The organism is Streptomyces sp. NBC_01214 (genome assembly GCF_026340975.1).
Taxonomy (GTDB): Bacteria; Actinomycetota; Actinomycetes; order Streptomycetales; family Streptomycetaceae; genus Streptomyces.
Window position 1 is genome coordinate 2,730,820 of the sequence record NZ_JAPEOS010000001.1, and the last position, 25,342, is coordinate 2,756,161.

Genomic DNA, 25,342 nt, shown 5'->3' on the forward strand with positions numbered 1-25,342 from the left:
CGCCACATCGACCCCAGGGACGGCCTAGTGCCCGCGCCGTCCGGCGGTGCGGGCGGCCAGGACCGTGACGTCGTCCTCCGCGTCGGTGACCCGCAGCGCCGCGAGCACCGTGTCGATGACCTCGTTCAGGGCCCCGTCCACCGGTAGCGGAATGCCGGTGAGGCGTTGCAGCGAGGCGTCGATGTCCTCGCCCCGGCGCTCGACCAGGCCGTCCGTGAAGAGCATCAGGACACAACCCGGCTTGAGCGCGAAGGACGCCTCCTCGTACCGGCCGTAGCCGGTGCCCAGCGGCGGGCCCACCGGGACCGGTGCCAGGAACGGGCCCCGCCCGCGGCCGATGACCATGGCGGGCAGGTGCCCGGCGCTCGCGTGGACGCACGCCCCGGCGGCCCGATCGACCAGGACGAGCAAGCAAGTGGCGACCCGGTCCAGACCGCCCGCGAAAACGACCTGGTCCGCCTCGCGCAGGATGTCCGCCGGCGCGTTCCCGGACGCGGCCAGCGCACGGATGAGGGAACGGTAGTGGCTCATGGCGACCGCCGCCTCGACCCCGTGTCCCATCACGTCGCCCATCACCAGCAGGGTCCGGCCGCCGGGCAGCGCCAGGCAGTCGAACCAGTCCCCGCCCACCAGGACCCCCGTGCCGGAGGGCAGGTAGCGGGAGGCCACTTCGAGGTCGTCGTGCGGGAAGGTGGGCTCGGACAGCAGCGCCTGCTGCAGTTCGAGGGCCATCCCCTGCTCCCGGGCGAACCGCTCTGCCTTGGCGAGACTGGCGGCCGCCCGCTCCGCCAGGGTGCGAGCCACGACGACGTCCTCGAGCCCGAAGGCCGGCGAATCCCCGGCGCGCACCAGCGTGAGGGTGCCGATCGGGCGGTCCTGGGCGATCAGCGGGACCACGACACCCGAGTGGATGCCCGCCTCCCGGTACGCGGCGACCCGGTCCGCGCTCGGTGCCGCCCGGCTGAAGGCCTCGTCGGACGAGAAGTTGCCCAGCCAGGGCTCACCGCTCTCCAGGCACTGCCTGACCGCGGAGCCGGGCTGGTAGTCCACGTGCTCCCCGGCCGCACCGAGCACCCGCACCCGCGCCGAAAGTTCCCGTACCGAGGCCACCGCGACCCGCCGCAGCCGCAGGGCCCCGCCGGCGGGCAGCTCCCCGCCCGGTCCCTCCCGCGGGATGAGCTCCACGCTCGCGGCGTCGGCCAGCCCGGGAACCAGGAACTCGCTCAGCTCACGACAGGTGGTGTCCACGTCGAGGGTGGTGCCGACCCGCACCGCGGCGGTGTCCAGCATGAGCAGGCGCCGGTTGGTGCGCGACAGCTCCCGCTGCCGTTCCCTGGGGGCGCTGACCTCCAGGCCGATCCCCGCCAGCCCCAGCACCCGCCCGTCCTCCTCCAGCCGGTGGTAGGTCCCCCGCCACACCCGCGACTCGTACGGGGAATCGGCGAGGGTGCGGCCCTCCAGGACGAGCTCCCGGGGTCGCCCGTCCCGCAGCACCTCGTGCAGCACCTCGTCGGGGCGCTCGACGTCCGGCAGGACCTCGTTCAGCGTCCGCCCCAGCAGAGCCTCGGCGGGCAGGCCGTTCATCACGGCCATGTGCGGGCTGACGTACAGGTAGCGCAGGTCGGTGTCGAGCAGGGCGATCCCCGCCCGGGCCCCGTCGAGGACCTGCCGCAGCAGCCGGTACTCGCGCACCAGCCGGTCCACATCGGACGGATCACCCGCCAGGGCGGCGGCGACCACCTCGTCCGCGTCCTGGCCGAACAGCGGACGAGGGCCGGCACCCTCAGCCCACGTCACGGGACCTCCATCAGCCGGTCTGCCCCTCCGATGTGGTCCCAACATAGCAAAAGGGCAGGTCAGGGCGGTATTGCGTCGCTCTGACCTGCCCTGTTGCACCGATCAGGACCGGCGGGCCGACGGCCTGCGGCTCAGCGCCAGCAGGCTCAGGGCAAACATCAGGACACCCAGGGGGACATGGACCGACGGCACCCGCGCGATGCCCAGGACCACCTGCACCGAGGCGAGGACGAGGAAGCCCGACGAGTACAGGACGGGCCGGGGCGACCCGCCGCCCGGCCGCCACGCCAGCACCGCGGCGATCACGTACAGCATCGTCGCCCCGTACATCACGCGCGCGCCGATGCCGTGCAGCAGCTCGCCGTGGGCCGAGGACAGCAGCACCCCGGCGGTGGCCGCCTGGAAGAAGATGGCCAAGGTCTGCAGGCCGACGGTGACCTGGAGGAAAGTGAAGGTGCGCGGCTTCTCCGTCGTCAGAGTGGCCATGGTGGCGGTCCTCTCTTCTGCCTCACGGCGTAGATCGATATGGTCTCGGTAGTCCGACGACGTGGGCCCGCGAAATGTGAGGCGAGGCACCGAGCGGCGGGCCGGGGGGAGCGGTCGTGAGCACGAGTACGTCGTCCACGCGCGGGGGTGGCGGGTCCGATCCGACCCTCGACGCGATCGTCGGGGAGCGGGGGCACCTCACCAACCTCGCCTACCGGCTGCTCGGTTCGCTGGCCGAGGCCGAGGACGCCGTCCAGGAGACGTACGCGCGCTGGTACGCGATGCCGAAGCAGAAGCAGGAGGCCGTCGAGTCGCCCGGCGCCTGGCTGACCACGGTCGCCGGCCGCATTTGCCTGGACCTGCTCGGCTCGGCGCGGGCGCGGCGCGAGCGCTACGTCGGCGAATGGGTCCCCGAGCCGCTGCCCGACCGTGCGGAGTGGATCAGCGGGGCGGCGGGCGGCGGGGCCGGGCCGATCGATCCGGCGGACCGGGTCACCCTGGACGAGTCGGTCAACATGGCCTTCCTCGTCGTACTGGAGTCGATGACCCCGGCCGAACGCGTCGCCTTCGTCCTCCACGACGTCTTCCGCTACCCCTTCGCCGAGATAGCCGCGATCGTCGGCCGGACGCCGGCGGCCTGCCGGCAGCTGGCGACGTCGGCCCGCCGACGCGTGAGCGCCGCGCAGGTCCCGACGGCCCCGACGGCCGGACAGGCCCCTCTGGTGCGGAACTTCAAGGAGGCGTGGGAGGCCAGGGACATCAAGGCCCTCGTCGGTCTGCTGGCACCCGACGCCGCGATGATCGCCGACGGCGGCGGACTCGTCGGCGCCGCCCTGCGTCCGATCGAGGGCAGCGCGCGCATCGCCGAGTACCTGATCCAGATCGCCGACAGGGCTCCCGGACTGGAGCTCCTGGAACGCTCGGTCAACGGCCGGCCCGGCCTGGTCGCCCGGCACACCGGGGTCACCGTGACCGTGGCGGCGTTCGAGCTCAGCGGCGATCGCGTCACCCGCATCTGGGCGGTCCGCAATCCGGAGAAGCTCGGCCCCTGGCTGGAGGACGGCCGGGGCTGACCCGGGGCGCCCCCGGTGACCGGCACCACGTGAACCGCCGGCTCCACCGGGGCGCCCCACGTCGTGGGACGACGAAAAAGCCGGTCAGTGCGACTTCACATCGCTCTGACCGGCTCTTCCAGGTCTTTCGACCATGGTGTCCGAGGGGGGACTTGAACCCCCACGCCCGATAAAGGGCACTAGCACCTCAAGCTAGCGCGTCTGCCATTCCGCCACCCGGACAAGGTGTCTGTCTCGCGTCCCTCGCGGGCCGTTCCGACGTGGAAAACATTACCAAACATTCCGGGGTCCTCGATCACACCCCCCGGCGACCGAGGATCGCCCTTGGGGAGAGCGGCCCGGAGCGGGAGGATGGGGGTTCGGTACTGATCAGTGGGAGGAAGCAGCGTGAGCGAGTCGAGCACGGGCAGGACCGTCTCCGGCGAGGACGAGGTGGTCGACCTCTGCCGGGACCTCATCCGGATCGACACCAGCAACTACGGGGACCACTCGGGCCCCGGGGAGCGCAAGGCGGCGGAATGGGTCGCCGAGAAGCTCGCCGAGGTCGGGCTGGAGCCGCAGATCTTCGAATCGCACAAGGGGCGCGCCTCGACCGTGGCGCGGATCGAGGGGGAGGACCCCTCGCGGCCCGCGCTGCTGATCCACGGGCACACCGACGTGGTTCCGGCCAACGCCGCCGACTGGACGTACGACCCCTTCGCGGGCGAGATCGCCGACGGCTGCCTGTGGGGCCGCGGCGCCGTCGACATGAAGGACATGGACGCGATGACGCTGGCCGTCGTGCGCGACCGGATGCGCAGCGGGCGCAAGCCCCCGCGGGACATCGTGCTGGCCTTCCTCGCCGACGAGGAGGCGGGCGGCATCTACGGGGCCCGGCACCTCGTCGACAAGCACCCGGGCCTGTTCGAGGGGGTCACCGAGGCGATCGGCGAGGTCGGCGGCTTCTCGTTCACGGTCAACGAGAACCTCCGGCTCTACCTCGTGGAGACCGCCCAGAAGGGCATGCACTGGATGCGGCTCACGGTGGAGGGCACCGCGGGCCACGGCTCCATGACCAACAGTGACAACGCCATCACGGAGCTGTGCGAGGCCGTGGGTCGACTCGGCCGCCACCAGTGGCCGGTCCGCGTGACCAAGACGGTGCGCAGCTTCCTGGACGAGCTCTCGGACGCGCTCGGGACCCCCCTGGACCCGGACAACATGGACGCGACGCTCGCCAAGCTCGGCGGCATCGCCAAGATGGTCGGCGCGACGCTGCGCAACTCGGCCGCCCCGACGATGCTCGGTGCCGGCTACAAGGTCAACGTCATCCCCGGCCAGGCGACGGCGCACGTCGACGGCCGCTTCCTGCCGGGCTACGAGGACGAGTTCTTCGCCGACCTGGACCGGATCCTCGGCCCGCGCGTGAAGCGGGAGGACGTGCACGGAGACAAGGCGCTGGAGACGGACTTCGACGGCAGGCTGGTGGACGCCATGCAGGGCGCCCTGAAGGCCGAGGACCCGATCGCGCGCGCGGTCCCGTACATGCTCTCGGGCGGTACGGACGCCAAGTCCTTCGACGACCTCGGCATCCGCTGCTTCGGCTTCGCGCCGCTGCAGCTGCCGCCGGAGCTGGACTTCGCCGGGATGTTCCACGGCGTGGACGAGCGGGTGCCGGTCGACGGACTGAAGTTCGGTGTGCGGGTGCTCGACCGGTTCATCGACAACGCCTGAGATTCGAGAAGGTGTGCGCATTCCACTGAGAAGAGTGAATGCACTCATACGCTCGTAGCCCCGGTGATCCCTCCTCGTTACAGGTGATGCGGTCCGCGGCTGGGACCGCATTGCCTACTAGGAGGAACAATGATCAAGAAGGTTGTCGCCGCAGTGGCTGCCACCGGTGGCCTGGTTCTCGCGGGTGCGGGTCTGGCCCACGCCGATGCGGGTGCGCAGGGTGCGGCCATCGGTTCGCCCGGTGTCCTGTCCGGCAACGTGGTGCAGGTTCCCGTTCACATCCCCGTGAACGTCTGCGGCAACACGATCTCCGTCATCGGCCTGCTGAACCCGGCCTTCGGCAACACCTGCGTCAACGCCTGACGCGTCTGAAGTCTTCGGCCCCGGAGCGCATCCCGCGCTCCGGGGCCACCGGGCTTTCCGGCCCGGATCTCCTTCACTTCCGGCGTACCAGGCGGGGGAGCCAGGTGGGCCGCGCCGTCGGACGACGGCCGAAACGTACACACCAGGGGACGAGTACAGATGCGACGACCGGCACAGGTCACCAGGAAGACCCTGATCACGATGGCGGCCGCGGGGGGTGTCCTCGCGATGGGCGGGGGCTACGCACACGCGGACTCCGGCGCCTCGGGGCACGCCGCCAACTCTCCGGGCCTGCTGTCCGGGAACAACGTACAGGCGCCCGTGGACGCGCCGGTGAACGCCTGCGGGAACACGATCACGGTGGTGGGGGCCCTCAACCCGGCCTTCGGGAACCACTGCGCCAACGGATCCGGCCACACCAAGCCGAAGCCGCCGAAGCCGCCGAAGCCGCACCACCCGGGCGACGACGAACCGTGCGACGACCACCCGGGCAACCCCGGGAACCCCGGGAACCCCGGTAACCCCGGTAACCCCGGGAACCCCGGTAACCCCGGGAACCCCGGGAACCCCGGTAACCCCGGGAACCCCGGGAACCCCGGGAACCCCGGGAACCCCGGGAACCCCGGGAACCCCGGGAACCCCGGGAACCCGGGCAACCCGGGCAACCCCGGGAACCCCGGTAACCCGGGCAACCCTGGGAACCCCGGAAACCCTGGGAACCCCGGTAACCCGGGCAACCCTGGGAACCCGGGCAACCCTGGGAACCCCGGTAACCCGGGCAACCCTGGGAACCCCGGCAACCCCGGTAACCCTGGGAACCCCGGCAACCCGGGCAACCCTGGGAACCCCGGTAACCCCGGCACCCCCGGTACCGGTACCCCCGTCACGCACCCCGGGCCCGGAACCGGGAGCAGCAACCCCGGTCTCGCCGCCACCGGGTCCGGTGACGTCCTCACCGCCGGGCTGCCGCTCGCGGGCGGGCTGCTGCTCGCCGGCACCGTGCTCTACCGGCGGGCCCGCAACGCCGCCTGACGGACGTTCACGGCGCGGGCCCCGCCCCCGGGGCCCGCGTCACCAGGTCGCGCGGACCTGACGGATGATCCGGCGGCGCAGCCGCACGCGGCGGCTGCCGTCCCGGTACAGGCTCAGGCGGTCGAGTTCCCAGTTCCCGTACTCGGCATGGTCGGTCAACAGGCGGGTCGCCTCGCTGCGAGGGACACCGCGGGGCACGTACACGTCGACAAATTCGTATTCCGGCATCGCATCTATTGTGCGGGCAGGGGCCTGCTACGGATAGCGTCTGCCCTATGTCTGATGCCGCTCTTCCCACTGTTGCCGAGGTACGCGCCGCCGCCGAGGCGGTCAAGGCCGCGCTCGACCGTCACCTCGCCGCGGTCGAGCGCAGGATCGGGGACGAGGACCCCGACGTCTACGCCGCGTTCAACGAACTCGCCGCCGCGGCCGAGGTGTACGACGAACTCCTCTACGACCGCTACGACGAGGTCACCCCCTTCGAGATCCCCACGCCCGAGGACGGCGTGCCCTACACCGGCCCCGCCGAGCCCGCCGCCTTCAGCCTGCTCATCCGCCGCGACTACGCCGTCGTCGAACCGGCCCGGCTGATCGCCCAGGCCGAGCGGGTCGCCGCGCACGACCGGGACGCCGATTTCGTGGGCGACGGCGGGAGCGCCGACGCGCTGGGCGTCCTCTTCGGGGAGTACGAGCCCGACGAGATCGCCTCCCGCTACAAGGACTTCGGGCTGGAGGAGGGCGACTCCACGCTGTGGATCGCGGCCTCGGAGGAGGTGGCGGAACCGGGGGAGTGGCTGGGCTCGCCCTTCGGGCACATCGATCCGCAGGAGGTGCTGCACCGGTTCGACGTCAGCTCCGTCTTCGACGAGGAGACCGACGAGTTCGACGAGGACGAGGCCGCGGAGCCGGGGCTGACCCCGGCCTGACCCTGCCCGGTCACCGCCCCCCGCGGCCCCCGCCTGCCGGACCCCGTGGCCCCCGCCCTCCCGGGCGGGGGCCACGGCCGGCTCTCACTCCGGCTGCTGCGCGCCCGCCGTCGCCAGGGCCGTCAGCAGGCCCGTCAGGCGCGTCGTACGGGGCTTCGCCGGCACCTCGGCCACCGCGTGCGGCAGCGCCTGGTCGACCCCGTGCACCACGGACAGGTGCCGCTCGCCCCGCCCGAACGCCGTGTAGACCCAGTCCCGCGACAGCGCCTGCGCCGCGTCACCCGGCAGTACGACGACCACCGCCGGCCAGCGCGTGCCCACGGCCTGGTGGGCCGTCACCGCCCAGCCGTGCCGCACCTGGGACTCGACGAGCTCCTTCGGTACGACGACCCGTGCGCCCGCCCGGTCCAGGTGCAGGCCCTCGGCGTCGGCCGACACCACCCGGGCCGCCAGGGCCCGCCCGGCGGACGGCACGTGGACGACCCGGTCACCGGGGTCGAAGCCGCCGAAGCGGCCCGGGCCGGGGTTCAGGCGCTCCTTCAGGGCGGCGTTCAGCGCCCGGGTGCCCGCCGAGCCGCCGTGGCCCGGGGTGATCACCTGCACCTGGTCCGCCGGGATCCCGAAGGCCCGCGGCACCGATTCCGCCACCAGCTGCACGGCCCGGTGCACGGCTTCCCCGGCGTCCTTCACCGGGACGATGACGACCTCCTTGCCGGGGGCGTCCACCTGGTTGAGCTCCCCGATGCCGATCCCCGAGACGAGCTCGCCGAGGGGGCCCGGGTCGGGGGTGCGGGAGACCGACTGCGGGCAGGTACGGGCCGCCAGCACATCGGCGAACACCCGCCCGGCCCCGGCCGACCCGAGCACGCCGGGGTCCCCGGAGAGCACCAGCCGGGCCCCGTCCGGGACGGACTCCACCAGTGCGGCCGCGGTCTCCACGTCCAGCTGCGGCGCGTCCAGCACCACCAGCAGGTCCAGCGCGAACTGCCCGTCCGCGTCCCGCCCGGGCCCCTCGGCGCCGGACAGCAGCCCCGCCACGGTCACCGGGTCCGGGCCGCCACCGGGGGCGTGTGCGGCCACGCAGACCCGCAGGCCCAACTCCCGGGCCGCGGCGGCCAGGGCGACCGGTTCGGCGCGGGCGGCCTCGCCGCCGGTGTGGGTGACCAGGCCGTGGCCCGCGACCGCGCGGATCAGCTCGGCGGCGGAAGGGCTCGGCGCGGATCCTGCGGCCCGCTCCCAGTCCCCGGGGGCGTCGAAGGTGCCGGCGGCCAGCCGGGCCAGGCCGTCGGCCAGGCTCTCCTCGGCCATGGCGGCGCCTTCCAGGCCCACGAGCAGCCTGACGGGCTGCTCGGCGTCCTCGGCGTCTTCGGCGCCCCCGCCGACCGGCGGCCCCAGGGGCTCGTGGAAGACCAGTACCGAGCCTTCGGCGACGGCCCGTTCCAGCGCCTCGGCCGGATCCGGTACGCCGTACTGGGCCAGGGCCTTCTCCAACACCGGGGCCTCCAGGGCGGTGTGCCCCTTCAACCCGGCCTGGGTCAGCAGCCAGCCCACCAGGACGGTGGTGCGGCGCTCGTCCCCGGGACCCGCTTCGGGGCCCAGCAGGGCCCGGGCGAAGCCGTCGGCCTGGGCCGGACGTACGGCGGGGAGCGACAGCAGGCGCCAGGGGTTCTCGGTGAGCTGCCCTGCGGCGTCCTCGCCCAGGGCCGCCGCGGCGGGGGCGGCCAGGGCCTCGGGGGCGCCACCACGGGCCAGTACGGCCCGTACGGCCTCGACGGTGTCGGCGGAGGGCGCGGGTGCGGCCACCGCGGCGGGGGCGACGGGGCGCGGCGGCGGGGGCGCGGCGGGTGCCGTGCGGGGCGCGGCCGGGGCCTCGTCGAAGTACACGTCGGAGGGCTTCGCGCCGCTCTCCACGGCCCGGACGGCGGCCAGCAGGTCGGCGGCCTTCCCGCTGAGCTTCGCCCCGGCCTCGACGGGCGCCTCCCGCTCGGCCTTGCGCCGGGCGATCCGCTCCCGCTCGATCTTCTGGGCGGCGAGCTCGGCCTGCGCCTCGGAGAGCGCGGGCGTCGCCTGGGTCCCGGCGTCCGGCTCGGCGGTGCCCTCGGGATCGGCCCCGGCGTCGGCCCCGGCGTCCGCTTCGACCCCGGTCTCGGATCCGGCGGCGTCGTCGGCTCCGGTGTCCGCGTCGGCCTCGGCTTCAGCCCCGGACCCCGCCTCGGACCCGGACGCGTCGTCGGCTGCCTCGGGGCCGGTCTCCGGGCCGTCCCCGGCCCCGGGCCCTGCGGGGCTTTCCCCCGCCCCGCCCCTTCCCGAAACCGGCGGCTCCGCCCCCGGACCCCCGTCACCGGCCCCGGCCGGTTCGGCGGTCCCGGACCCGTCCGGCCCACCCTCCGGCTCCGCGGCCCGTGCCTCGTCGGGTCGGTTCTGGTCCGCGTCGGCCGGCGAGGCCTCGGCGGCCGGGGTCGCGCCCGTTCCGTCGGATCCGGGATCGGGGGAGCCTTCCGCGGCTGCGGACGGCTCGGCCTCCGGGGTGGCCGGGTCCTCCGCGGCAGCGGTGTCGGCCTGAGGGTCCGTACTCACAGCGTGCTCCAGTCCTGATCGGGGTAGCGGTGCACCGGAGCCGAAACATCGTCCAGCGCCCGGCAGATCTCCTCCGGAAGACTAAGGGCCTCCACCGACAGTGCCGCCCCGAGCTGCGCGGACGTCCGCGCGCCGACGATCGGCGCCACCACCCCCGGCCGGTCCCGGATCCACGCCAGGGCCACCTGGAGCGGGGTCACGGCCAGGCCCTGGGCCGCCGTCACCACCGCGTCCACGATCCGCCCCGCCGCCTCGTCGAGGTACGGGTCCACCAGGGCGGCCAGCGACTCCGAGGCGCCCCGGGAGTCCGCCGGGGTGCCGTCCCGGTACTTGCCCGTCAGCACCCCGCGGCCCAGCGGCGAGGAAGGCAGCAGACCGATCCCGAGGTCCTGCGCGGCCGGCAGCACCTCGCGCTCCACCCCCCGCTGGAGCAGGGAGTACTCCATCTGCGTCGAGGCGATCCGGGTGCGCACCCCGGGGGCCGCGAGCTGCCAGGTCGCCGCCTTCGCCAGCTGCCAGCCGCAGAAGCCCGCCAGCCCCGCGTACCGGGCCCGGCCGCTGCTCACCGCCAGGTCCAGCGCCTGCAGGGTCTCCTCCAGCGGGGTCGCCGGGTCGAAGGCGTGCACCTGCCACAGGTCGACGTAGTCGGTGCCCAGCCGGTCCAGCGAGGCGTCCAGGGCCGCGAGCAGGTGCCCGCGCGAGCCGTCGAACCTGCGGTCGGGGTCGGGCACGCTGCCCGCCTTGGTCGCGATCACCAGGTCCCGGCGCGGGACGAGCCCGCCCACCAGCCGCCCGAGGAGGTACTCCGCCTCGCCGCCGCCGTAGGCGTCGGCGGTGTCGACGAGCGTGCCGCCCGCCTCCCAGAACGTCTTCGCCTGCTCGGCGGCGGCTTCCTCACCGGTGTCGCGGCCCCAGGTGAGGGTGCCGAGGCCGATCCGGGAGACGCGCAGTCCGGTGCGGCCGAGATGCCTCTGCTCCATGAGCGCTGAGACTACTGGGGCGCTGACGCGGAGGACCTTGGCGCGCTACAGTCCCCGCACACCAACGTTACTGATCGGTAAACCGGTAAGGGGACGATACATGCGGCTCGGCATCAATCTTGGTTACTGGGGCGCGGGCATGGACGCCGACAACCTCGCCGTCGCCCAGGAGGCCGACCGCCTGGGCTACGACGTCTGCTGGGCCGCCGAGGCCTACGGCTCCGACGCCCCGACCGTGCTCGCCTGGGTCGCCGCCCAGACCGAGCGCATCGACGTGGGTTCGGCGATCCTCCAGATCCCGGCCCGCCAGCCCGCCATGACCGCCATGACCGCGGCCACCCTCGACTCGCTGACCAAGGGCCGCTTCCGGCTCGGCCTCGGCGTCTCCGGCCCGCAGGTCTCCGAGGGCTGGTACGGCGTCAAGTTCGACAAGCCGCTGGCCCGCACCCGCGAGTACGTGGAGATCGTCCGCAAGGCCATGACCCGCGAGCGGCTCTCCTACGAGGGCGAGCACTGGACCCTGCCGCTGCCGGACGGCCCGGGCAAGCCGCTCAAGCTGACCGTGCACCCCGAGCGCGAGCACATCCCGCTCTACATCGCCGCCATCGGCCCCAAGAACCTGGAGCAGACCGGCGAGATCGCCGACGGCGCCCTGCTGATCTTCCCGGCCGCCGAGCACCTGGAGGCCACCGCCCTCACCCACATCCGGGCGGGCCGCGCAAAGGCCGGGCTGACCATGGAGGGCTTCGACGTCTGCCCGACCGTGCCGCTGGCCCTCGGCGAGGACGTGAACGCGCTCGCGGACATGTTCCGTCCGTACACCGCCCTGTACGTGGGCGGCATGGGCAGCCGGAAGCAGAACTTCTACAACCAGCTGGCCCAGCGCATGGGCTACGAGAAGGAAGCCGCCGAGATCCAGGACAAGTACCTGGCGGGCGACAAGAACGGCGCCGCCGAGGCCGTCCCGCACTCGCTGATCGACTCGACCACCCTGCTCGGCCCGGTCGCCCGGATCGCCGACGGGATGCGGGCCTACGCGGAGGCCGGGGTCACCACCCTCACGCTCGCCCCCGCCGGGTTCACCCTGGACGAGCGGATCGCCGCCCTGCGCGCCGGCACCGAGGCCATGGAGCTGGCGGGTCTCGCCTGATCGCCTGACCGGCAGATCCCGGTGCCGGCGGACCGACGCCGGCACCGGGGAACGGCACCGGTGAACGCTTCTGCGGCCGTGGTGGGGGCTCGGGGGGTCTTCCCCGCCACGGCCGACACAGCGAACAACGCCGGGGACGCCCGTCGGGTTACGCACGGCGGCCCACCCCCCGATTTCGTTCATTCGGACGAGTAGTGCGACCCATCGGTTGCCCGCCCCGCCCACCGGCGTTTGACTCGTTCCATGCTCTCTGCCCGCAGCCTGTTCCAGGAGATCGTCGACAACGACGACTCCTTCCAGCTGTTCTGCTCCATCGCCGCCAGCGGGGAGACCCAGGGCGGCTGGGAGAACGCCCGTATCGCGGCCCTGGTGCCGGACGGCATGCGCCACCTCGCGCCCAAGATCACCCGACACGGCGCCGACGAGGACAAGCACGGCCGGATCTTCCACGCCCTGCTCCGCAAGCGCGGCCTGCCCGCCGTCCCGGTACCCCCCGAGACCGACTACACGATGCTGCTGGAGCGCCGCGGCATCGGCCTCGCGCACGAGAAGCTGCGCCGCGAGGTGGCGCTGACCGAGGAGGACATCGTCGTCTACCTCGCGCACAGCCGGGTCACCGAACAGCGTGCAGCCGACCAGATGGACATGCTGGTCAAGTACTTCGGCGACCACCCCGAGGTGGGCAAGGCGATCCACCTGATCAGCCACGACGAGGACAACCACCTCTCCTACTGCCACGAGGAACTGCTGCGCCTGGCCCGCTCCGGCTACGGCCGGACCATCCAGCGGGTGCTCCGCGAGAGCGCGCTCGCCGAGATCTCCGTCTACCGGGACGTGAGCCTCGCCGTCATGAGCCACATGGGACGGCTGCTGCACTGGCCCGCCCCGAAGGCGGCCGCCCTGGCCGCCGGCATCCGCGGGATGTACGCCTACGAGCGGTTCAGCGGCTGGCATCGGATGGTGAACCTGCGGCTGCCCGAGCGCCTGGACGCCCTCGGCGGCGCACCGACCCCCGCGGGCGGGCTCGCCTACGCCCCGCGCGAGTGGGGGCTCAGAGCCAGCCCCGACGCTTGAACATCCGGTGCAGGCCCAGGCACGCGCCCGCCATGACCACCAGCACCGCCGGATAGCCCCAGGCGTGCCTGAGCTCCGGCATGTGGTCGAAGTTCATCCCGTAGATCCCCGCCACCATCGTGGGGACGGCCGCCATCGCCGCCCAGGCCGAGATCTTGCGCATGTCGTCGTTCTGCCGCAGGCCCATCTGCGCCAGGTGCGCGGCGAGCGCGTCCGACAACAGCCGGTCCAGGCCCTCGATGTACTCGTTCGCCTTGGTGAGGTGGTCCGCGACATCGCGGAAGAACGGCTGCGCGTGCTCGTGGACGAAGGGGACCTCCCCGAAGGCCAGCCGGTCCATCGGCTGGAGCAGCGGGCTCGTCGCCCGCCGGAACTCCAGCACCTGCCGCTTGAACCCGTAGATCCGGGCGGCGGTGTTCTTGGTGTCCGAGGCGTTCGGAGCGAAGACCTCGGCCTCCAGCTCCTCCAGGTCCGCCTGGAGCTCGGCCGCCACCTCGATGTAGTGGTCGACCACCGCGTCGGACACCGCGTACAGCACCGCCGTCGGGCCGTGCCGCAGCACGTCCGGCTCCTGCTCCAGCCGGTGGCGCACGGCGGCCAGCGGAGCCCCCTCGCCGTGCCGGACCGTGACGACGAACGAATCCCCTATGAAGACCATCAGCTCGCCCGCGGTCACCCTGTCCGCGTCCTCGTCGTACAGCACCGGCTTGAGGACGACGAACAGCGAATCGTCGTACACCTCCAGCTTCGGACGCTGGTGCGCGGTCAGCGCGTCCTCCACCGCCAGCGGGTGCAGGCCGAACTCCTGGCTGACGTGGTCGAATTCCTTCGCGGTCGGCTCGTGCATGCCGATCCACAGGAAGGCGTCACCGGTCGCCCGGGCCTCGTCGAGGGCGTCCGAGAAATCGTCCGGTCCCTCGGTACGGCGGCCGTCCCGGTAAATCGCGCAGTCCACAATCACGCGGGGCATTCTTCCCTGCCCACGGCCCGCCCGCACACCGGCGGCAGCGCATACGCTGGCCCCATGGCCACGCTGATCCTCGTACGACACGGGCGGTCCACCGCCAACACCGCTGGGCTGCTCGCCGGATGGACCCCCGGAGTGGCCCTCGACGAGCGCGGCGCGGAGCAGGCCGCCGCCCTGCCCGGCCGACTGGCGGGGGTGCCGCTCGCCGCCGCCGTCACCAGCCCGCTACAGCGCTGCCGGGAGACCCTCGCCCCCCTGATGGCCGCCCGGCCGGAGCTGGAACTGCACACCGACGAGCGGATCGGCGAGTGCCACTACGGCGACTGGTCGGGCCGCAAGCTGTCCGAGCTCTCCGACGAACCGCTGATGAAGATCGTCCAGCAGCACCCGTCGGCGGCCGCCTTCCCCGGCGGCGAGTCCATGCGCGCCATGCAGGCGCGCGCCGTGGAAGCCGTACGCGACTGGGACGCGCGGATCGAGCAGGAGCACGGCAGCGACGCCGTCTTCCTGATGTGCTCGCACGGCGACATCATCAAGTCCCTTGTCGCGGACGCCCTGGGCATGCACCTGGACCTCTTCCAGCGCATCCACGTCGACCCCTGCTCGGTGACGGCCGTCCGGTACACCGCCACCCGGCCCTTCGTGTTCCGGCTCGGTGACACCGGGGACTTCGGCTCGCTCGTCCGGCGCCCCGCAGCACCGGAGAGCGTCGCATCCGACAAGGACACCGAAGACGCGGGGAACGCCGTCGTGGGAGGCGGCGCGGGCGCGGCTTGATCGCCCGGCGCAGTAGGGTGGACGGGCCAACACAAGGGCGCAGACCTGCCCCCTGCCGCCGAGACTTGGAGACTGGACGTGCCCCGTCAGGTGTTCCTCTACGACCCCCCGGACCGCTTCGTGGCCGGCACGGTCGGTCTGCCGGGACGCCGTACGTTCTTCCTGCAGGCCTCCTCAGGCCCCCGCGTCACCAGCGTCTCCCTGGAGAAGACCCAGGTCGCAGCGCTGGCCGAGCGGATGGACGAGCTGCTGGACGAGGTCGTACGGCGGACCGGCGGCAACGCTCCGGTCCCGGCCGTCGCTCCCACCGAGGCCGCCGACACCGCGCCGCTGGACGTCCCGGTCGACGAGGAGTTCCGCGTCGGCACCATGGCCCTGGCCTGGGACGGCGAGGAACAGCGCATGATCGTCGAGGCCCAGGCGCTCGTCGAACTCGACGCCGACTCCGACGAGGACCTCGCCGAGGCCGAGGAGCGGTTGCTCCAGGACGAGGAGAACGGCCCGCCGATGCTGCGGGTCCGCCTCACCGGAGCCCAGGCCCGGGCCTTCGCCAAGCGGGCCCTGGACGTCGTCAACGCCGGCCGCCCGCCCTGCCCGCTGTGCAGCCTCCCGCTGGACCCGGAGGGGCACGTGTGCCCGCGCCAGAACGGCTACCGGCGCCAGGCGTGAGCGACACGGGGGAGAAGATGGAGGAACTGCTCGCCCAGGGCGAGCTCACCGTCATAGGCCGGATCCGCGACGCGTCCAACGCCGTCCTGCTGTGCAGCGTCACCTACGGGGGCGTGAGCGCCGACTGCGTGTACAAGCCGGTCAAGGGCGAGCGGCCGCTGTGGGACTTCCCCGACGGGAACCTCGCCCGCCGGGAGGTCGCCGCCTACCTGATCTCCGAGGCCACCGGATGGGGCCTGGTCCCCGCCACCGTGCTGCGCGACGGACCGTACGGCGAGGGCATGGTCCAACGGTGGATCGACGCCGAGCAGCCGGACGAGGACGCCCCGCTGGGCGCGCTCCTCGGACTCGTCGACGGCGAGGAGGCGGGGGAGGGCTGGAAGGCCGTCGCCCTCGCCGAGGTCGGCGAAGGCCGCACCGCGCTGCTCGTGCACGCCGACGACGAGCGGCTGCGCCGGCTCGCCGTACTCGACGCAGTGATCAACAACGGCGACCGCAAGGGCGGCCACCTGCTGCCCGCGCCCGACGGACGGCTCTACGGCATCGACCACGGCGTGACCTTCCACGCCGAGGACAAGCTGCGCACCCTCCTGTGGGGCTGGGCGGGCGAGCCGCTGACCGACGAGGCCCGCGCGGTGCTCGCCGCGCTGGCCGGCGCGCTGGCCGACGGGGCCCCGCTCGCCACCCGGCTGGCCGAACTGATCACGCCGGTCGAGCTGGCCGCCGTACGGGACCGGGTGGAGCACCTGCTGCGCACCGGTATCCATCCCCAGCCGTCCGGGCAGTGGCCGTCGATCCCCTGGCCACCGGTCTGAATCAGCCACCGGTCGACGCACAAAATCAGCCAGACCGCAAGAGTGCCGATCAAGACAACAGTGCAGGTCCAGTTCGTTTCCGGAACATCCGTCCGGTTAGGCTCGAGACATGCATGCCTGGCCCGCTTCTGAGGTCCCCGCCCTTCCTGGCAAGGGCCGCGACCTCCAGATCCACGACACCGCGACCCAGGGGACGATCACCCTCGCCCCCGGTCCCGTCGCCCGTATCTACGTCTGCGGCATCACTCCGTACGACGCGACCCACATCGGTCACGCGGCGACCTACAACGCGTTCGACCTCGTACAACGCGTGTGGCTCGACACCAAGCGGCAGGTCCACTACGTCCAGAACGTCACGGACGTGGACGACCCGCTCCTGGAGCGGGCGCTGCGCGACGACCAGGACTGGACCGAGCTGGCGGAGCGCGAGACCGCACTCTTCCGCGAGGACATGACGGCCCTGCGGATGTTGCCCCCGCAGCACTACATCGGAGCCGTCGAGGCCATACCCGGCATCGTGCCGCTGGTCGAGCGGCTGCGGGACGCGGGCGCGGCGTACGAGCTCGACGGCGACACCTACTTCTCGGTCGAGGCCGACCCGCACTTCGGCGGGGTCTCCCACCTCGACGCCGAGGCGATGCGGCTGCTCTCGGCGGAGCGGGGCGGCGACCCCGACCGGCCCGGGAAGAAGAACCCGCTGGACCCGATGCTGTGGATGGCCGCACGTCCGGGCGAGCCGAGCTGGGACGGCGGCTCGCTGGGCCGCGGCCGGCCGGGCTGGCACATCGAGTGCGTGGCGATCGCCCTCGACCACCTGGGCATGGGCTTCGACATCCAGGGCGGCGGCTCCGACCTGGCCTTCCCGCACCACGAGATGGGCGCTTCGCACGCCCAGGCGCTGACGGGCGAGTTCCCGATGGCCAAGGCGTACGTGCACGCGGGCATGGTGGCGCTGCACGGCGAGAAGATGTCGAAGTCGAAGGGCAACCTCGTCTTCGTGTCGGCGCTGCGCCGCTCCGGGGTGGACCCGGCGGCCATCCGCCTCGCGCTGCTGTCCCACCACTACCGGGCCGACTGGGAGTGGACGGACGCCGTCCTCGACGAGGCCGTGGCCCGGCTGGAGCGCTGGCGCGCGGCCGTGTCCCGGCCGGACGGCATCCCGGCGGACGCCGTGCTCGAAGAGGTCCGCGAGGCCCTGGCGAACGACCTGGACGCCCCTGCGGCGCTGGCGGCCGTGGACCGCTGGGTGGAGCTCCAGAACGCCACCGACGGCGACGACGAGTCCGCCCCGGGCCTGGTCTCCCGCACGGTCGACGCGCTGCTGGGCGTCGCGCTCTAGGCAACCGAAGAGGCGCGCCCCCGGCTCCGTGCCGGGGGCGCGTTCTGCCGTTTCACGGCCTCACTGCATGACGGTGACCGGCGGGTGCCGGGGATCGGCGGGGCACGCGTAGAACTGCAAGGTGTAGCCGCGGCCCACGGTGACCGCCGTGGGGGTCGCGGACGCGCCGTGCGCCTCCTCGACCGGCCGCCAGCTCACGGTTTCGGCGTTCCACTCGGCGTAGCCGATGGTGAGCAACGGTTCGCCGACGGCCGAACACCGCGCGCAGCGCAGCTCCTCCGGGCCGCCGGAATCCCGGAACGTGAAGGGCGCGGCCCAGCCACCGGCCTTCCACCCGGGTGCGACGGACAGGGCTCCCCGGTAGTCCGTGGCCCCGTCCTCCTCCCAGCGGTGGATCCGCCCGGCCAGCTCGGGGTCCAGATCGTGCGCGGCCGGGTACTCGAGGACCTGCTCCGGACGGAGCACGCACGGGAGGGGCACCAGCTCGGACGTGCCCACGTACGCCGGCTCCGGCGGGGACGCCAGGACCTCCACCACGTCGGCGGCCCGCCGCCACCGCAGCTGGACGGCCGCCGAGCCGCTCTGGTCCTCGATGTCGATGAACGGGCACCACAGCACCTGGAGCAGGTCCGTGCCCTCGGGGAACGGCAGGCCGGGGACGTCCCGGGCGTACAGCTGCGCCACCGGTATCAGCGGGTGCGGGCCCTCGGGCAGTAGCGACGGATCATGGCCGGCGTGGATCCGCGAGACCTCGGCGTGGTCCTCGTCCGTCCAGACGTCGCGGGCGAGGATCCGCCGGAGCGTGCGGACCTCCTCGGGCGTGTTCAGCTCGAAGGGGGCGTCGTGCTCCTGCGAACACGACGCCCAGGACTCGCCGGCCGGCCACAGCAGCGGCCCGCCCACCGAGCTCTCGTGCACGGTGGGCGCACCGGGCCGCGGGTGCAGCCGGGTGGCGGTCCTGGACGTTCCAGCGAGCTCCGGGAAGACCGAAGCCACGTCGAGCGGGCGGGGCGGGGTGGTACGGGTCATGCTTCCCTCTCTCGGAACGGCAACCCGTATCCAAGCAGGGGGTACTGACACACGGACAGCCTGGTGGGACTAGTCCTCGGGGGTGTCCCCGACGCCGTCCGACGTGCCGTTCGACGTGCCGTTCGACGTGCCGTTCGACGTGCCTTGTGACGTGTCGTCCGGCTTGCCCTTCGACGTGTCGTCCGGCTCGTCCCCGGCCTTGTCGTCCGCAGCTGCGGGACCTTCCGGCCCGCCGGTGCCCGTCTGCTCCTGCCCGTCCTGCGGCTCCGCCGTGCCCTCCGGCTTCGGCTTCGCCTGGGGTCGGGAACCGCCGGACAGGTCCCGGAAGTAGGAACCCGTGTCGGTGGCCGTCTCCGGACTCCCCGCCGGATCCCGCCGCCGCAGGTACCGCTCGAACTCCCGCGCGATCGCGTCCCCCGAGGCCTCCGGCAGATCGGCCGTGTCCCGCGCCTCCTCCAGCGTTTGGACGTACTCCGCCACCTCGCTGTCCTCGGCGGCCAGTTGGTCCACGCCCAACTGCCACGCCCGGGCGTCCTCCGGCAGCTCGCCCAGCGGGATCCGGATGTCGATCAGGTCCTCCAGCCGGTTCAGGAGGGCCAGCGTCGCCTTCGGGTTCGGCGGCTGCGACACGTAGTGCGGCACGGCCGCCCACAGCGACACCGCCGGCACCCCGGCGTGCGTACAGGCCTCCTGGAGGATGCCCACGATGCCCGTCGGGCCCTCGTACTTGGTCTCCTCCAGGTCCATCGTCCGCGCCAGGTCCGCGTCCGAGGTGACCCCGCTCACCGGCACCGGCCGCGTGTGCGGCGTGTCCCCGAGCAGCGCGCCCAGGATGACCACCATCTCCACGCCCAGCTCGTGCGCGAAACCGAGGATCTCGTTGCAGAACGACCGCCACCGCATGGACGGTTCGATGCCCCGGACCAGCACCAGGTCCCGCGGCTTGGCCCCGCCGATCCGGACCACCGACAGCCGTGTCGTCGGCCACGTGATCTTCCGTACCCCGTTGTCCAGCCACACCGTCGGCCGGTTGACCTGGAAGTCGTAGTAGTCCTCCGCGTCGAGCGCCGCGAAGACCTCGCCCTTCCACTCCCGGTCCAGGTGTGCGACCGCACCGGAGGCCGCGTCACCCGCGTCGTTCCAGCCCTCGAACGCGGCCACCATGACCGGGTCGATCAGCTCGGGCACGCCCTCAAGCTCGATCACCCAGGTCTCCTTCCGAAGTTCCCTTGTGTACGTGGGTCAGCCTAAGCCTTGATGAGGCACCGGTCACAGCCCACGACAGAGGGGCGGTTCCCCTCGGAACCGCCCCTCTTCCCCACCTGCGTAAGAGCTATGCCTTGCGGCCCAGCATCTCCTCGACCCGGGCCCGGACGGACTCGTCGTCCAGGCCGCGGATCGTCACCGTCGTACGGCGGCGCAGCACGTCGTCGACCGTCTCGGCCCACTCGTTGTCACGGGCGTAGGCGACCTGTGCCCAGATCTCCGGACCGTCCGGGTGGATCCGCTCGGCCAGCGCCGGGTCCTCGTTCGCGAGGCGCGCGATGTCGAAGGCCAGCGAGCCGTAGTGGGAAGCGAGGTGGCGGGCCGTCAGCGGGTCCATCCGCGTCCCCGGCTCCCGGTCCACCAGCAGTCGGTGCGCGACCGCGTTCGGGTTGGCGACACCGGGCAGCGCGATCCGGCGCACCAGCGACTTCACCGGCTCCATGTCCTCGGTCAGCGGGCTGCCCGGGAGCTTCGCCAGCTTGTCCATGACCACACGGCCGATGTGGCGGTACGTCGTCCACTTGCCGCCGGCCACCGACAGCATGCCGCCGGCGCCCTCGGAGACGACCGTCTCGCGCTTGGCCTTCTCGACGCCGCCGGGGCCGCCGGGCAGCACCCGCAGGCCCGCGAAGGCGTACGTCATCAGCGAGCGGTCCAGGTCCGCGTCCTTCACCGAGAAGGCCGCCTCGTCCAGGATCTGCGTGATGTCGGACTCGGTGGCGCGCACGTCCGCCGGGTCGCCCTCGTACACCTCGTCGGTGGTGCCGAGCAGCAGCTGGTCCTCCCACGGGAGGGCGAAGGTGATGCGGTACTTGTCGATCGGGGTGGCCATGGCGGCCTTCCACGGCGACTTGCGCTTCATGACGATGTGCGCGCCCTTGGAGAGGCGGATCGACGGCATGGAGTGCTTGTCTTCCATGCGCCGCAGGTGGTCCACCCACGGGCCGGTGGCGTTGAGCACGACGCGCGCGTCGACCCCGAACTCGGTGCCGTCGAGACGGTCCTTGAGCTCGGCGCCGGTGACCCGGCCGCGCGTCTTGCGCAGTCCGGTGACCTCGGCGTGGTTGAGGACGACCGCGCCCGACTCGACGGCCGCGCGGACCGTCATGACGGCGACGCGGGAGTCGTTCATCTGGTGGTCGTAGTAGACCGCCACGGCCTTGAGGTTGTCCGTCTTCAGACCGGGGTTGTCGGCGACGGCACGGGCCGGGGATATGACCTTGCCCATGCCGTCACCGAAGGCCGAGAGGGCGGAGTAGGCGAAGACGCCCGCGCCCAGCTTGGCCGCACCCACCGGACCGCCCTTGTAGACCGGCAGGTAGAAGGTGAGCGGGTTGACCAGGTGCGGGGCCACGTCCTTGGCCAGCACCCGGCGCTCGTGGTGGTTCTCCGCGACCAGCTTGACCGCGCCGGTCTGCAGGTAGCGCAGACCGCCGTGGACGAGCTTGGAGGAGGCCGAGGAGGTGGCGCCGGCGAAGTCGCCGGCGTCCACCATGGCAACCCGCAGGCCCGACTGCGCGGCGTGCCACGCCACGGAGGTGCCCAGGATTCCACCGCCGATGACCAGCAGGTCGTACGTGGCCTTCGACAGCTGCTCACGGGTCTGCGCGCGGCTGACGTTGGCACCGGCGGTCGGGTGCGTGCCCAGTGCGGGAACGCTCTGCAGGCTGCTCATATCTCTCTTAGCTCCTCGTCGATTGACTCAGCTGAGTGCGGTCAGCTGGCGTCTTCGTCGTCGACCCAGCCCATGGAACGCTCCACGGCCTTGAGCCAGCTCTTGTACTCGCGGTCCCGCTGCTCGGCGGGCATCCGCGGGGTCCACTCCGCCGCGCGGCGCCAGTTGGCGCGCAGGGCGTCGGTGTCGGGCCAGAAGCCGACGGCCAGGCCGGCGGCGTAGGCGGCGCCGAGGCAGGTGGTCTCGGCGACCATCGGGCGCACCACGGGGGCGTCCAGGAAGTCCGAGAGCGTCTGCATCAGCAGGTTGTTGGAGGTCATGCCGCCGTCGACCTTGAGGGCGGCGAGCTCGACGCCCGAGTCCTTGGTCATGGCGTCGGTGATCTCGCGGGTCTGCCAGGCGGTGGCCTCCAGGACGGCACGGGCGATGTGCGCCTTGGTGACGTACCGGGTGAGGCCGGCGATCACACCGCGGGCGTCGGAACGCCAGTACGGGGCGAAGAGGCCGGAGAAGGCCGGCACGAAGTAGGCGCCGCCGTTGTCCTCGACCGAGGAGGCCAGCGTCTCGATCTCGGCCGCGGACTTGATCAGGCCCATCTGGTCGCGCATCCACTGGACGAGCGAGCCGGTGACGGCGATGGAGCCCTCCAGCGCGTAGACCGGCTTCTGGTCGCCGATCTTGTAGCCGACCGTGGTCAGCAGGCCGCTGTAGGAGTTGATGACCTTGTCGCCGGTGTTCATCAGCATGAACGTTCCGGTGCCGTACGTGGACTTGGCCTCGCCCTCGGCGAAACAGGTCTGGCCGAAGAGGGCGGCCTGCTGGTCACCGAGCGCCGAGGCGACCGGAACACCGGCGAGGACGCCGTCCTTGACGTGGCCGTAGACCTCGGCGGAGGACTTGATCTCGGGGAGGATGGTGAGCGGCACCTCCATGGACTTCGCGATGCTGTCGTCCCACTCCAGCGTGTGGAGGTTCATCAGCATGGTGCGCGAGGCGTTGGTGACGTCGGTGACGTGCACACCGCCCTGGGCGCCACCGGTGAGGTTCCAGATGACCCAGGAGTCCATGGTGCCGAAGAGGATGTCGCCGGCGGCGGCGCGCTCGCGCAGGCCCTCGACGTTGTCCAGCAGCCAGCGGGCCTTCGGGCCGGCGAAGTAGCTCGCCAGCGGCAGGCCGGTCTCGCGGCGGAAGCGGTCCTGGCCGACGTTGCGGCCGAGCTCCTTGCACAGGGCGTCGGTGCGGGTGTCCTGCCAGACCAGCGCGTTGTGGACCGGCTCGCCGGTGTGGCGGTCCCACAGGACGGTGGTCTCGCGCTGGTTGGTGATGCCGACGGCCTTGACGTCCGCGGCGGTGATCTCGGCCTTGGCGATGGCCCCGGCGACGACCTCCTGGACGTTGGTCCAGATCTCGGTGGCGTCGTGCTCGACCCAGCCCGGCTTCGGGAAGATCTGCTCGTGCTCCTTCTGGTCGACGGCGACGATGCGGCCGTCGCGGTCGAAGACGATGCAGCGGGAGGAGGTGGTGCCCTGGTCGATCGCGGCGATGAAGGGGCCGGTGCTGGTGGTCATGTTGGCTGCTCCTGGCAGGTCGGGTGAGTAGGCGGAATCAGGAGGGCGGTGCGGATCTTACGATCTTTCCGGTACTGCTGATCAGGCGAACGCGATGTTGTAGAGACCACCGGCGAGCGCGGCACCGACGAGCGGGCCGACCACCGGGATCCAGGAGTAACCCCAGTCGGAGCCGCCCTTGTTGGGCAGCGGCAGCAGGGCGTGCACGATACGCGGACCGAGGTCGCGCACCGGGTTGATGGCGTAGCCGGTCGGGCCACCGAGCGAGAGACCGATGCCGACGACCACGAACGAGGTGATCAGGACGCCGATGACACCGAGGCCCTTGCCACCGTCCTGGAGGCCCTGGGTCAAGATTGCCAGGACCAGGACGGCGGTACCGATGATCTCGGTCGTCAGGTTCTGCACGACGTTACGGATTTCGGGGCCCGTGGAGAAGATGCCGAGCACCGGACCGGCCACATCGTGCGGGTGCGGGTCCTCGGGACCGAGCTTGGCGTCGCGGATGTGCTCCGGGTCGGCCAGGTGGACGCGGAACTGCCCGTAGTAGGTCACCCACATCAGCACGGCGCCGAGCATTGCGCCCAGCAGCTGGCCGGCGAAGTAGACCGGGGTGTCGCCCCACTCGCCGGTCTTGACGGCGAGACCGACGGTGACCGCCGGGTTCAGGTGCGCACCGGAGAGCGGCGCGGAGACGTAGGCGGCGATCAGTACGGCGAAACCCCAGCCGAACGTGATGGCGAGCCAGCCCGCGTTGCGGGCCTTGGAGCTCTTGAGCGTCACTGCGGCGCAGACGCCACCGCCGAGCAGTGTGAGCAGGGCGGTACCGATGGTCTCGCCGATGAAGATGTCGGAGCTGGACACCCGCGACTCCTTACGTACGTCCAGGGGTGGGCGGAAACCGGGTCCCTCCGGTGGTTCCGCGCACTCGGTGAGTGCTGCACCGGTCCGTGGCCTTGTCGCATCCTAACGCGTATTGCCGTTAGGTGTTCGACAATGCCGACCGGTGAACGGCAGTTTTCCGCCCAAGTGAAGAACGCGTCAAGAGTCGGCCAGGCCAAAGTGTCGGATCGTTACCCGTAGGTGCGATCAGCCAAAACCAGCCATCTCAAGGCCAGGATGTGGCGAAAAACAGGCATAAAGAGGCCAGGGTGTGGCCAGGACCTGTTAAAGGAAGCTCAGAACCGGCCCGCGCCGAGATCGCGTGAAACCGCACGCGCACAGTCCCGCACCGACGCCACGAGGGCCGCACGGGGCTCCCCGGACTCGCCGCACACCCGTTCCACGGCGCCCGCGACCGCCACCGCGCCGACCGGCATCCGGCGCCGGTCGTGGATCGGCGCCGCCACCGAGGCGATGCCCTCCCAGGTCTCCTCGACGTCGGAGGCCCAGCCGCGCGCCCGGGTCAGGCCCAGGATCTCCTCGAAGCCGGTGCCGTCCGTGACCGTGCGGGGGGTGAAGGCCTCGCGCTCGACCTCGTGCGCCTGGGTGTGCGCCACGGGGTCGTAGGCCGACAGCACCTTGCCCAGCGCGGTCGAGTGCAGCGGCTGCATGGCCCCGACCTCCAGCACCTGACGGCTGTCGTCGGGTCGGAACACGTGGTGCATGATCAGCACCCCGCTCTGGTGCAGCACGCCCACGTACACGCTCTCGCCGCTCGCCCGGGCCAGGTCGTCCGTCCACACCAGCGCGCGGGCGCGCAGCTCGTGCACGTCGAGGTAGCTGTTGCCCAGGCGCAGCAGCTCCGCGCCCAACTGGTACCGGCCGGAGGCCGGGTCCTGCTCCACGAAGCCCTCGGCCTGCAGGGTGCGCAGGATGCCGTGGGCCGTGCCCTTGGCCAGGCCCAGCGAGGACGCCACGTCCGAGAGTCCCAGCCGGCGCTCGCCGCCCGCCAGGAGTCGCAGCATCGCAGCGGCTCGTTCGAGCGACTGGATGTTCCGTGCCATCGCGCAGCCTCCTGCAGACCTTCGGTAGTACTGACCATCTTGACGCGGTTCGACAATGCTGAACAGTATCGGTCGATGTCGACCTTGCGCACCGTCGGACAGCTGTTCGCCGTACCGTCG

General features: G+C 72.2%; 23 protein-coding genes and 1 tRNA gene. 11 read left to right on the forward strand and 13 right to left on the reverse strand.

Features of this window, described 5'->3' with window-relative positions:
- Positions 1-24: 24 nt before the first annotated feature.
- Both OG594_RS13060 and OG594_RS13065 read right to left on the reverse strand, forming a co-directional pair.
- On the reverse strand, positions 25-1,797 hold the full coding sequence (locus OG594_RS13060) for a SpoIIE family protein phosphatase (protein WP_266598351.1): 1,773 nt from the start codon (positions 1,795-1,797) through the stop codon (positions 25-27).
- A 102-nt stretch (positions 1,798-1,899) separates the two neighbouring features.
- Entirely contained in the window at positions 1,900-2,283 is a 384-nt protein-coding gene (locus tag OG594_RS13065) for a hypothetical protein (RefSeq protein ID WP_266598356.1), read from the reverse strand.
- A 116-nt stretch (positions 2,284-2,399) separates the two neighbouring features.
- Here OG594_RS13065 and sigJ point away from each other — a divergent pair, with 116 nt between their 5' ends.
- Entirely contained in the window at positions 2,400-3,356 is a 957-nt protein-coding gene (gene sigJ / locus OG594_RS13070; RefSeq protein WP_266598358.1) for an RNA polymerase sigma factor SigJ, read from the forward strand.
- A gap of 134 nt (positions 3,357-3,490) precedes the next feature.
- Here sigJ and OG594_RS13075 read toward each other — a convergent pair.
- Positions 3,491-3,578, reverse strand: a tRNA-Leu gene (locus tag OG594_RS13075).
- 165 nt (positions 3,579-3,743) lie between these two features.
- Between OG594_RS13075 and OG594_RS13080 the strand changes: the two genes are divergently transcribed.
- The 3 genes from OG594_RS13080 (at position 3,744) to OG594_RS47065 (ending at position 6,464) form a co-directional block, all read left to right on the forward strand.
- Positions 3,744-5,069: a M20/M25/M40 family metallo-hydrolase gene (locus tag OG594_RS13080; protein ID WP_266598360.1), complete on the forward strand. Its 1,326-nt coding sequence runs from the start codon at positions 3,744-3,746 to the stop codon at positions 5,067-5,069.
- Between the two features lie 129 nt (positions 5,070-5,198).
- On the forward strand, positions 5,199-5,432 hold the full coding sequence (chpH, locus tag OG594_RS13085) for a chaplin ChpH (RefSeq protein ID WP_266598362.1): 234 nt from the start codon (positions 5,199-5,201) through the stop codon (positions 5,430-5,432).
- 159 nt (positions 5,433-5,591) lie between these two features.
- On the forward strand, positions 5,592-6,464 hold the full coding sequence (locus OG594_RS47065; protein ID WP_323185210.1) for a chaplin: 873 nt from the start codon (positions 5,592-5,594) through the stop codon (positions 6,462-6,464).
- Positions 6,465-6,503: 39 nt separating this feature from the next.
- Here the strand turns inward: OG594_RS47065 and OG594_RS13095 are convergent, their stop codons facing one another.
- A complete protein-coding gene (locus OG594_RS13095) occupies positions 6,504-6,692 on the reverse strand; it encodes a DUF5703 family protein (protein ID WP_030388705.1) in 189 nt (62 codons plus the stop codon).
- Between the two features lie 47 nt (positions 6,693-6,739).
- On the opposite strand from OG594_RS13095, the gene OG594_RS13100 reads away from it, so the two are divergent.
- On the forward strand, positions 6,740-7,390 hold the full coding sequence (locus OG594_RS13100) for a hypothetical protein (protein WP_266598365.1): 651 nt from the start codon (positions 6,740-6,742) through the stop codon (positions 7,388-7,390).
- Positions 7,391-7,474: 84 nt separating this feature from the next.
- Here OG594_RS13100 and OG594_RS13105 read toward each other — a convergent pair whose 3' ends face one another.
- Entirely contained in the window at positions 7,475-9,967 is a 2,493-nt protein-coding gene (locus OG594_RS13105) for an ATP-binding domain-containing protein (protein WP_266598366.1), read from the reverse strand.
- The gene (locus OG594_RS13110) at positions 9,964-10,947 is read right to left on the reverse strand and encodes an aldo/keto reductase (protein WP_266598368.1); all 984 of its coding nucleotides are present in this window, start codon (positions 10,945-10,947) and stop codon (positions 9,964-9,966) included. Before OG594_RS13110 ends, OG594_RS13105 begins: the two co-directional genes overlap by 4 nt.
- A 100-nt stretch (positions 10,948-11,047) precedes the next feature.
- On the opposite strand from OG594_RS13110, the gene OG594_RS13115 reads away from it, so the two are divergent.
- Together OG594_RS13115 and OG594_RS13120 are read left to right on the forward strand one after the other, a co-directional pair.
- The gene (locus OG594_RS13115; RefSeq protein ID WP_266598370.1) at positions 11,048-12,097 is read left to right on the forward strand and encodes an LLM class F420-dependent oxidoreductase; all 1,050 of its coding nucleotides are present in this window, start codon (positions 11,048-11,050) and stop codon (positions 12,095-12,097) included.
- A 243-nt stretch (positions 12,098-12,340) separates the two neighbouring features.
- Positions 12,341-13,171: a ferritin-like domain-containing protein gene (locus OG594_RS13120; protein ID WP_266598372.1), complete on the forward strand. Its 831-nt coding sequence runs from the start codon at positions 12,341-12,343 to the stop codon at positions 13,169-13,171.
- Here OG594_RS13120 and corA read toward each other — a convergent pair.
- A complete protein-coding gene (corA, locus tag OG594_RS13125) occupies positions 13,149-14,141 on the reverse strand; it encodes a magnesium/cobalt transporter CorA (RefSeq protein WP_266598374.1) in 993 nt (330 codons plus the stop codon). The genes OG594_RS13120 and corA overlap by 23 nt on opposite strands.
- A 54-nt stretch (positions 14,142-14,195) precedes the next feature.
- Here corA and OG594_RS13130 point away from each other — a divergent pair, with 54 nt between their 5' ends.
- The 4 genes from OG594_RS13130 to mshC all read left to right on the forward strand — a co-directional run bounded on the left by OG594_RS13130 (position 14,196) and on the right by mshC (position 17,738).
- Complete coding sequence (locus OG594_RS13130) at positions 14,196-14,915, forward strand: histidine phosphatase family protein (RefSeq protein ID WP_266598376.1); 720 nt, start codon at positions 14,196-14,198, stop codon at positions 14,913-14,915.
- A gap of 78 nt (positions 14,916-14,993) precedes the next feature.
- Positions 14,994-15,584, forward strand: a complete 591-nt coding sequence (locus tag OG594_RS13135; protein ID WP_030388697.1) for a DUF3090 domain-containing protein — start codon at positions 14,994-14,996, stop codon at positions 15,582-15,584.
- Positions 15,548-16,399 carry an SCO1664 family protein gene (locus tag OG594_RS13140; RefSeq protein WP_266598379.1) on the forward strand — a complete coding sequence of 284 codons (852 nt, stop codon included), beginning with the start codon at positions 15,548-15,550 and terminating at the stop codon, positions 16,397-16,399. Before OG594_RS13135 ends, OG594_RS13140 begins: the two co-directional genes overlap by 37 nt.
- 109 nt (positions 16,400-16,508) lie before the next feature.
- A complete protein-coding gene (gene mshC, locus OG594_RS13145) occupies positions 16,509-17,738 on the forward strand; it encodes a cysteine--1-D-myo-inosityl 2-amino-2-deoxy-alpha-D-glucopyranoside ligase (RefSeq protein ID WP_266598381.1) in 1,230 nt (409 codons plus the stop codon).
- A 60-nt stretch (positions 17,739-17,798) separates the two neighbouring features.
- On the opposite strand, the gene OG594_RS13150 is transcribed toward mshC, so the two are convergent.
- The 6 genes from OG594_RS13150 to OG594_RS13175 form a co-directional block, all read right to left on the reverse strand.
- Positions 17,799-18,767 carry a hypothetical protein gene (locus OG594_RS13150; RefSeq protein ID WP_266598383.1) on the reverse strand — a complete coding sequence of 323 codons (969 nt, stop codon included), beginning with the start codon at positions 18,765-18,767 and terminating at the stop codon, positions 17,799-17,801.
- Between the two features lie 69 nt (positions 18,768-18,836).
- Positions 18,837-19,973: a PAC2 family protein gene (locus tag OG594_RS13155; RefSeq protein ID WP_266598385.1), complete on the reverse strand. Its 1,137-nt coding sequence runs from the start codon at positions 19,971-19,973 to the stop codon at positions 18,837-18,839.
- 127 nt (positions 19,974-20,100) lie between these two features.
- Positions 20,101-21,708 (reverse strand): glycerol-3-phosphate dehydrogenase/oxidase, encoded by a 1,608-nt coding sequence (locus OG594_RS13160; RefSeq protein WP_266598387.1) that lies wholly within the window; start codon positions 21,706-21,708, stop codon positions 20,101-20,103.
- A gap of 41 nt (positions 21,709-21,749) precedes the next feature.
- Positions 21,750-23,276, reverse strand: coding sequence for a glycerol kinase GlpK (gene glpK, locus OG594_RS13165; protein WP_030016812.1), 1,527 nt, complete (start codon positions 23,274-23,276; stop codon positions 21,750-21,752).
- An 81-nt stretch (positions 23,277-23,357) separates the two neighbouring features.
- Positions 23,358-24,140, reverse strand: coding sequence for an MIP/aquaporin family protein (locus tag OG594_RS13170; RefSeq protein ID WP_266598390.1), 783 nt, complete (start codon positions 24,138-24,140; stop codon positions 23,358-23,360).
- Positions 24,141-24,454: 314 nt separating this feature from the next.
- Positions 24,455-25,222: an IclR family transcriptional regulator gene (locus tag OG594_RS13175; protein ID WP_266598392.1), complete on the reverse strand. Its 768-nt coding sequence runs from the start codon at positions 25,220-25,222 to the stop codon at positions 24,455-24,457.
- Positions 25,223-25,342: the final 120 nt, after the last annotated feature.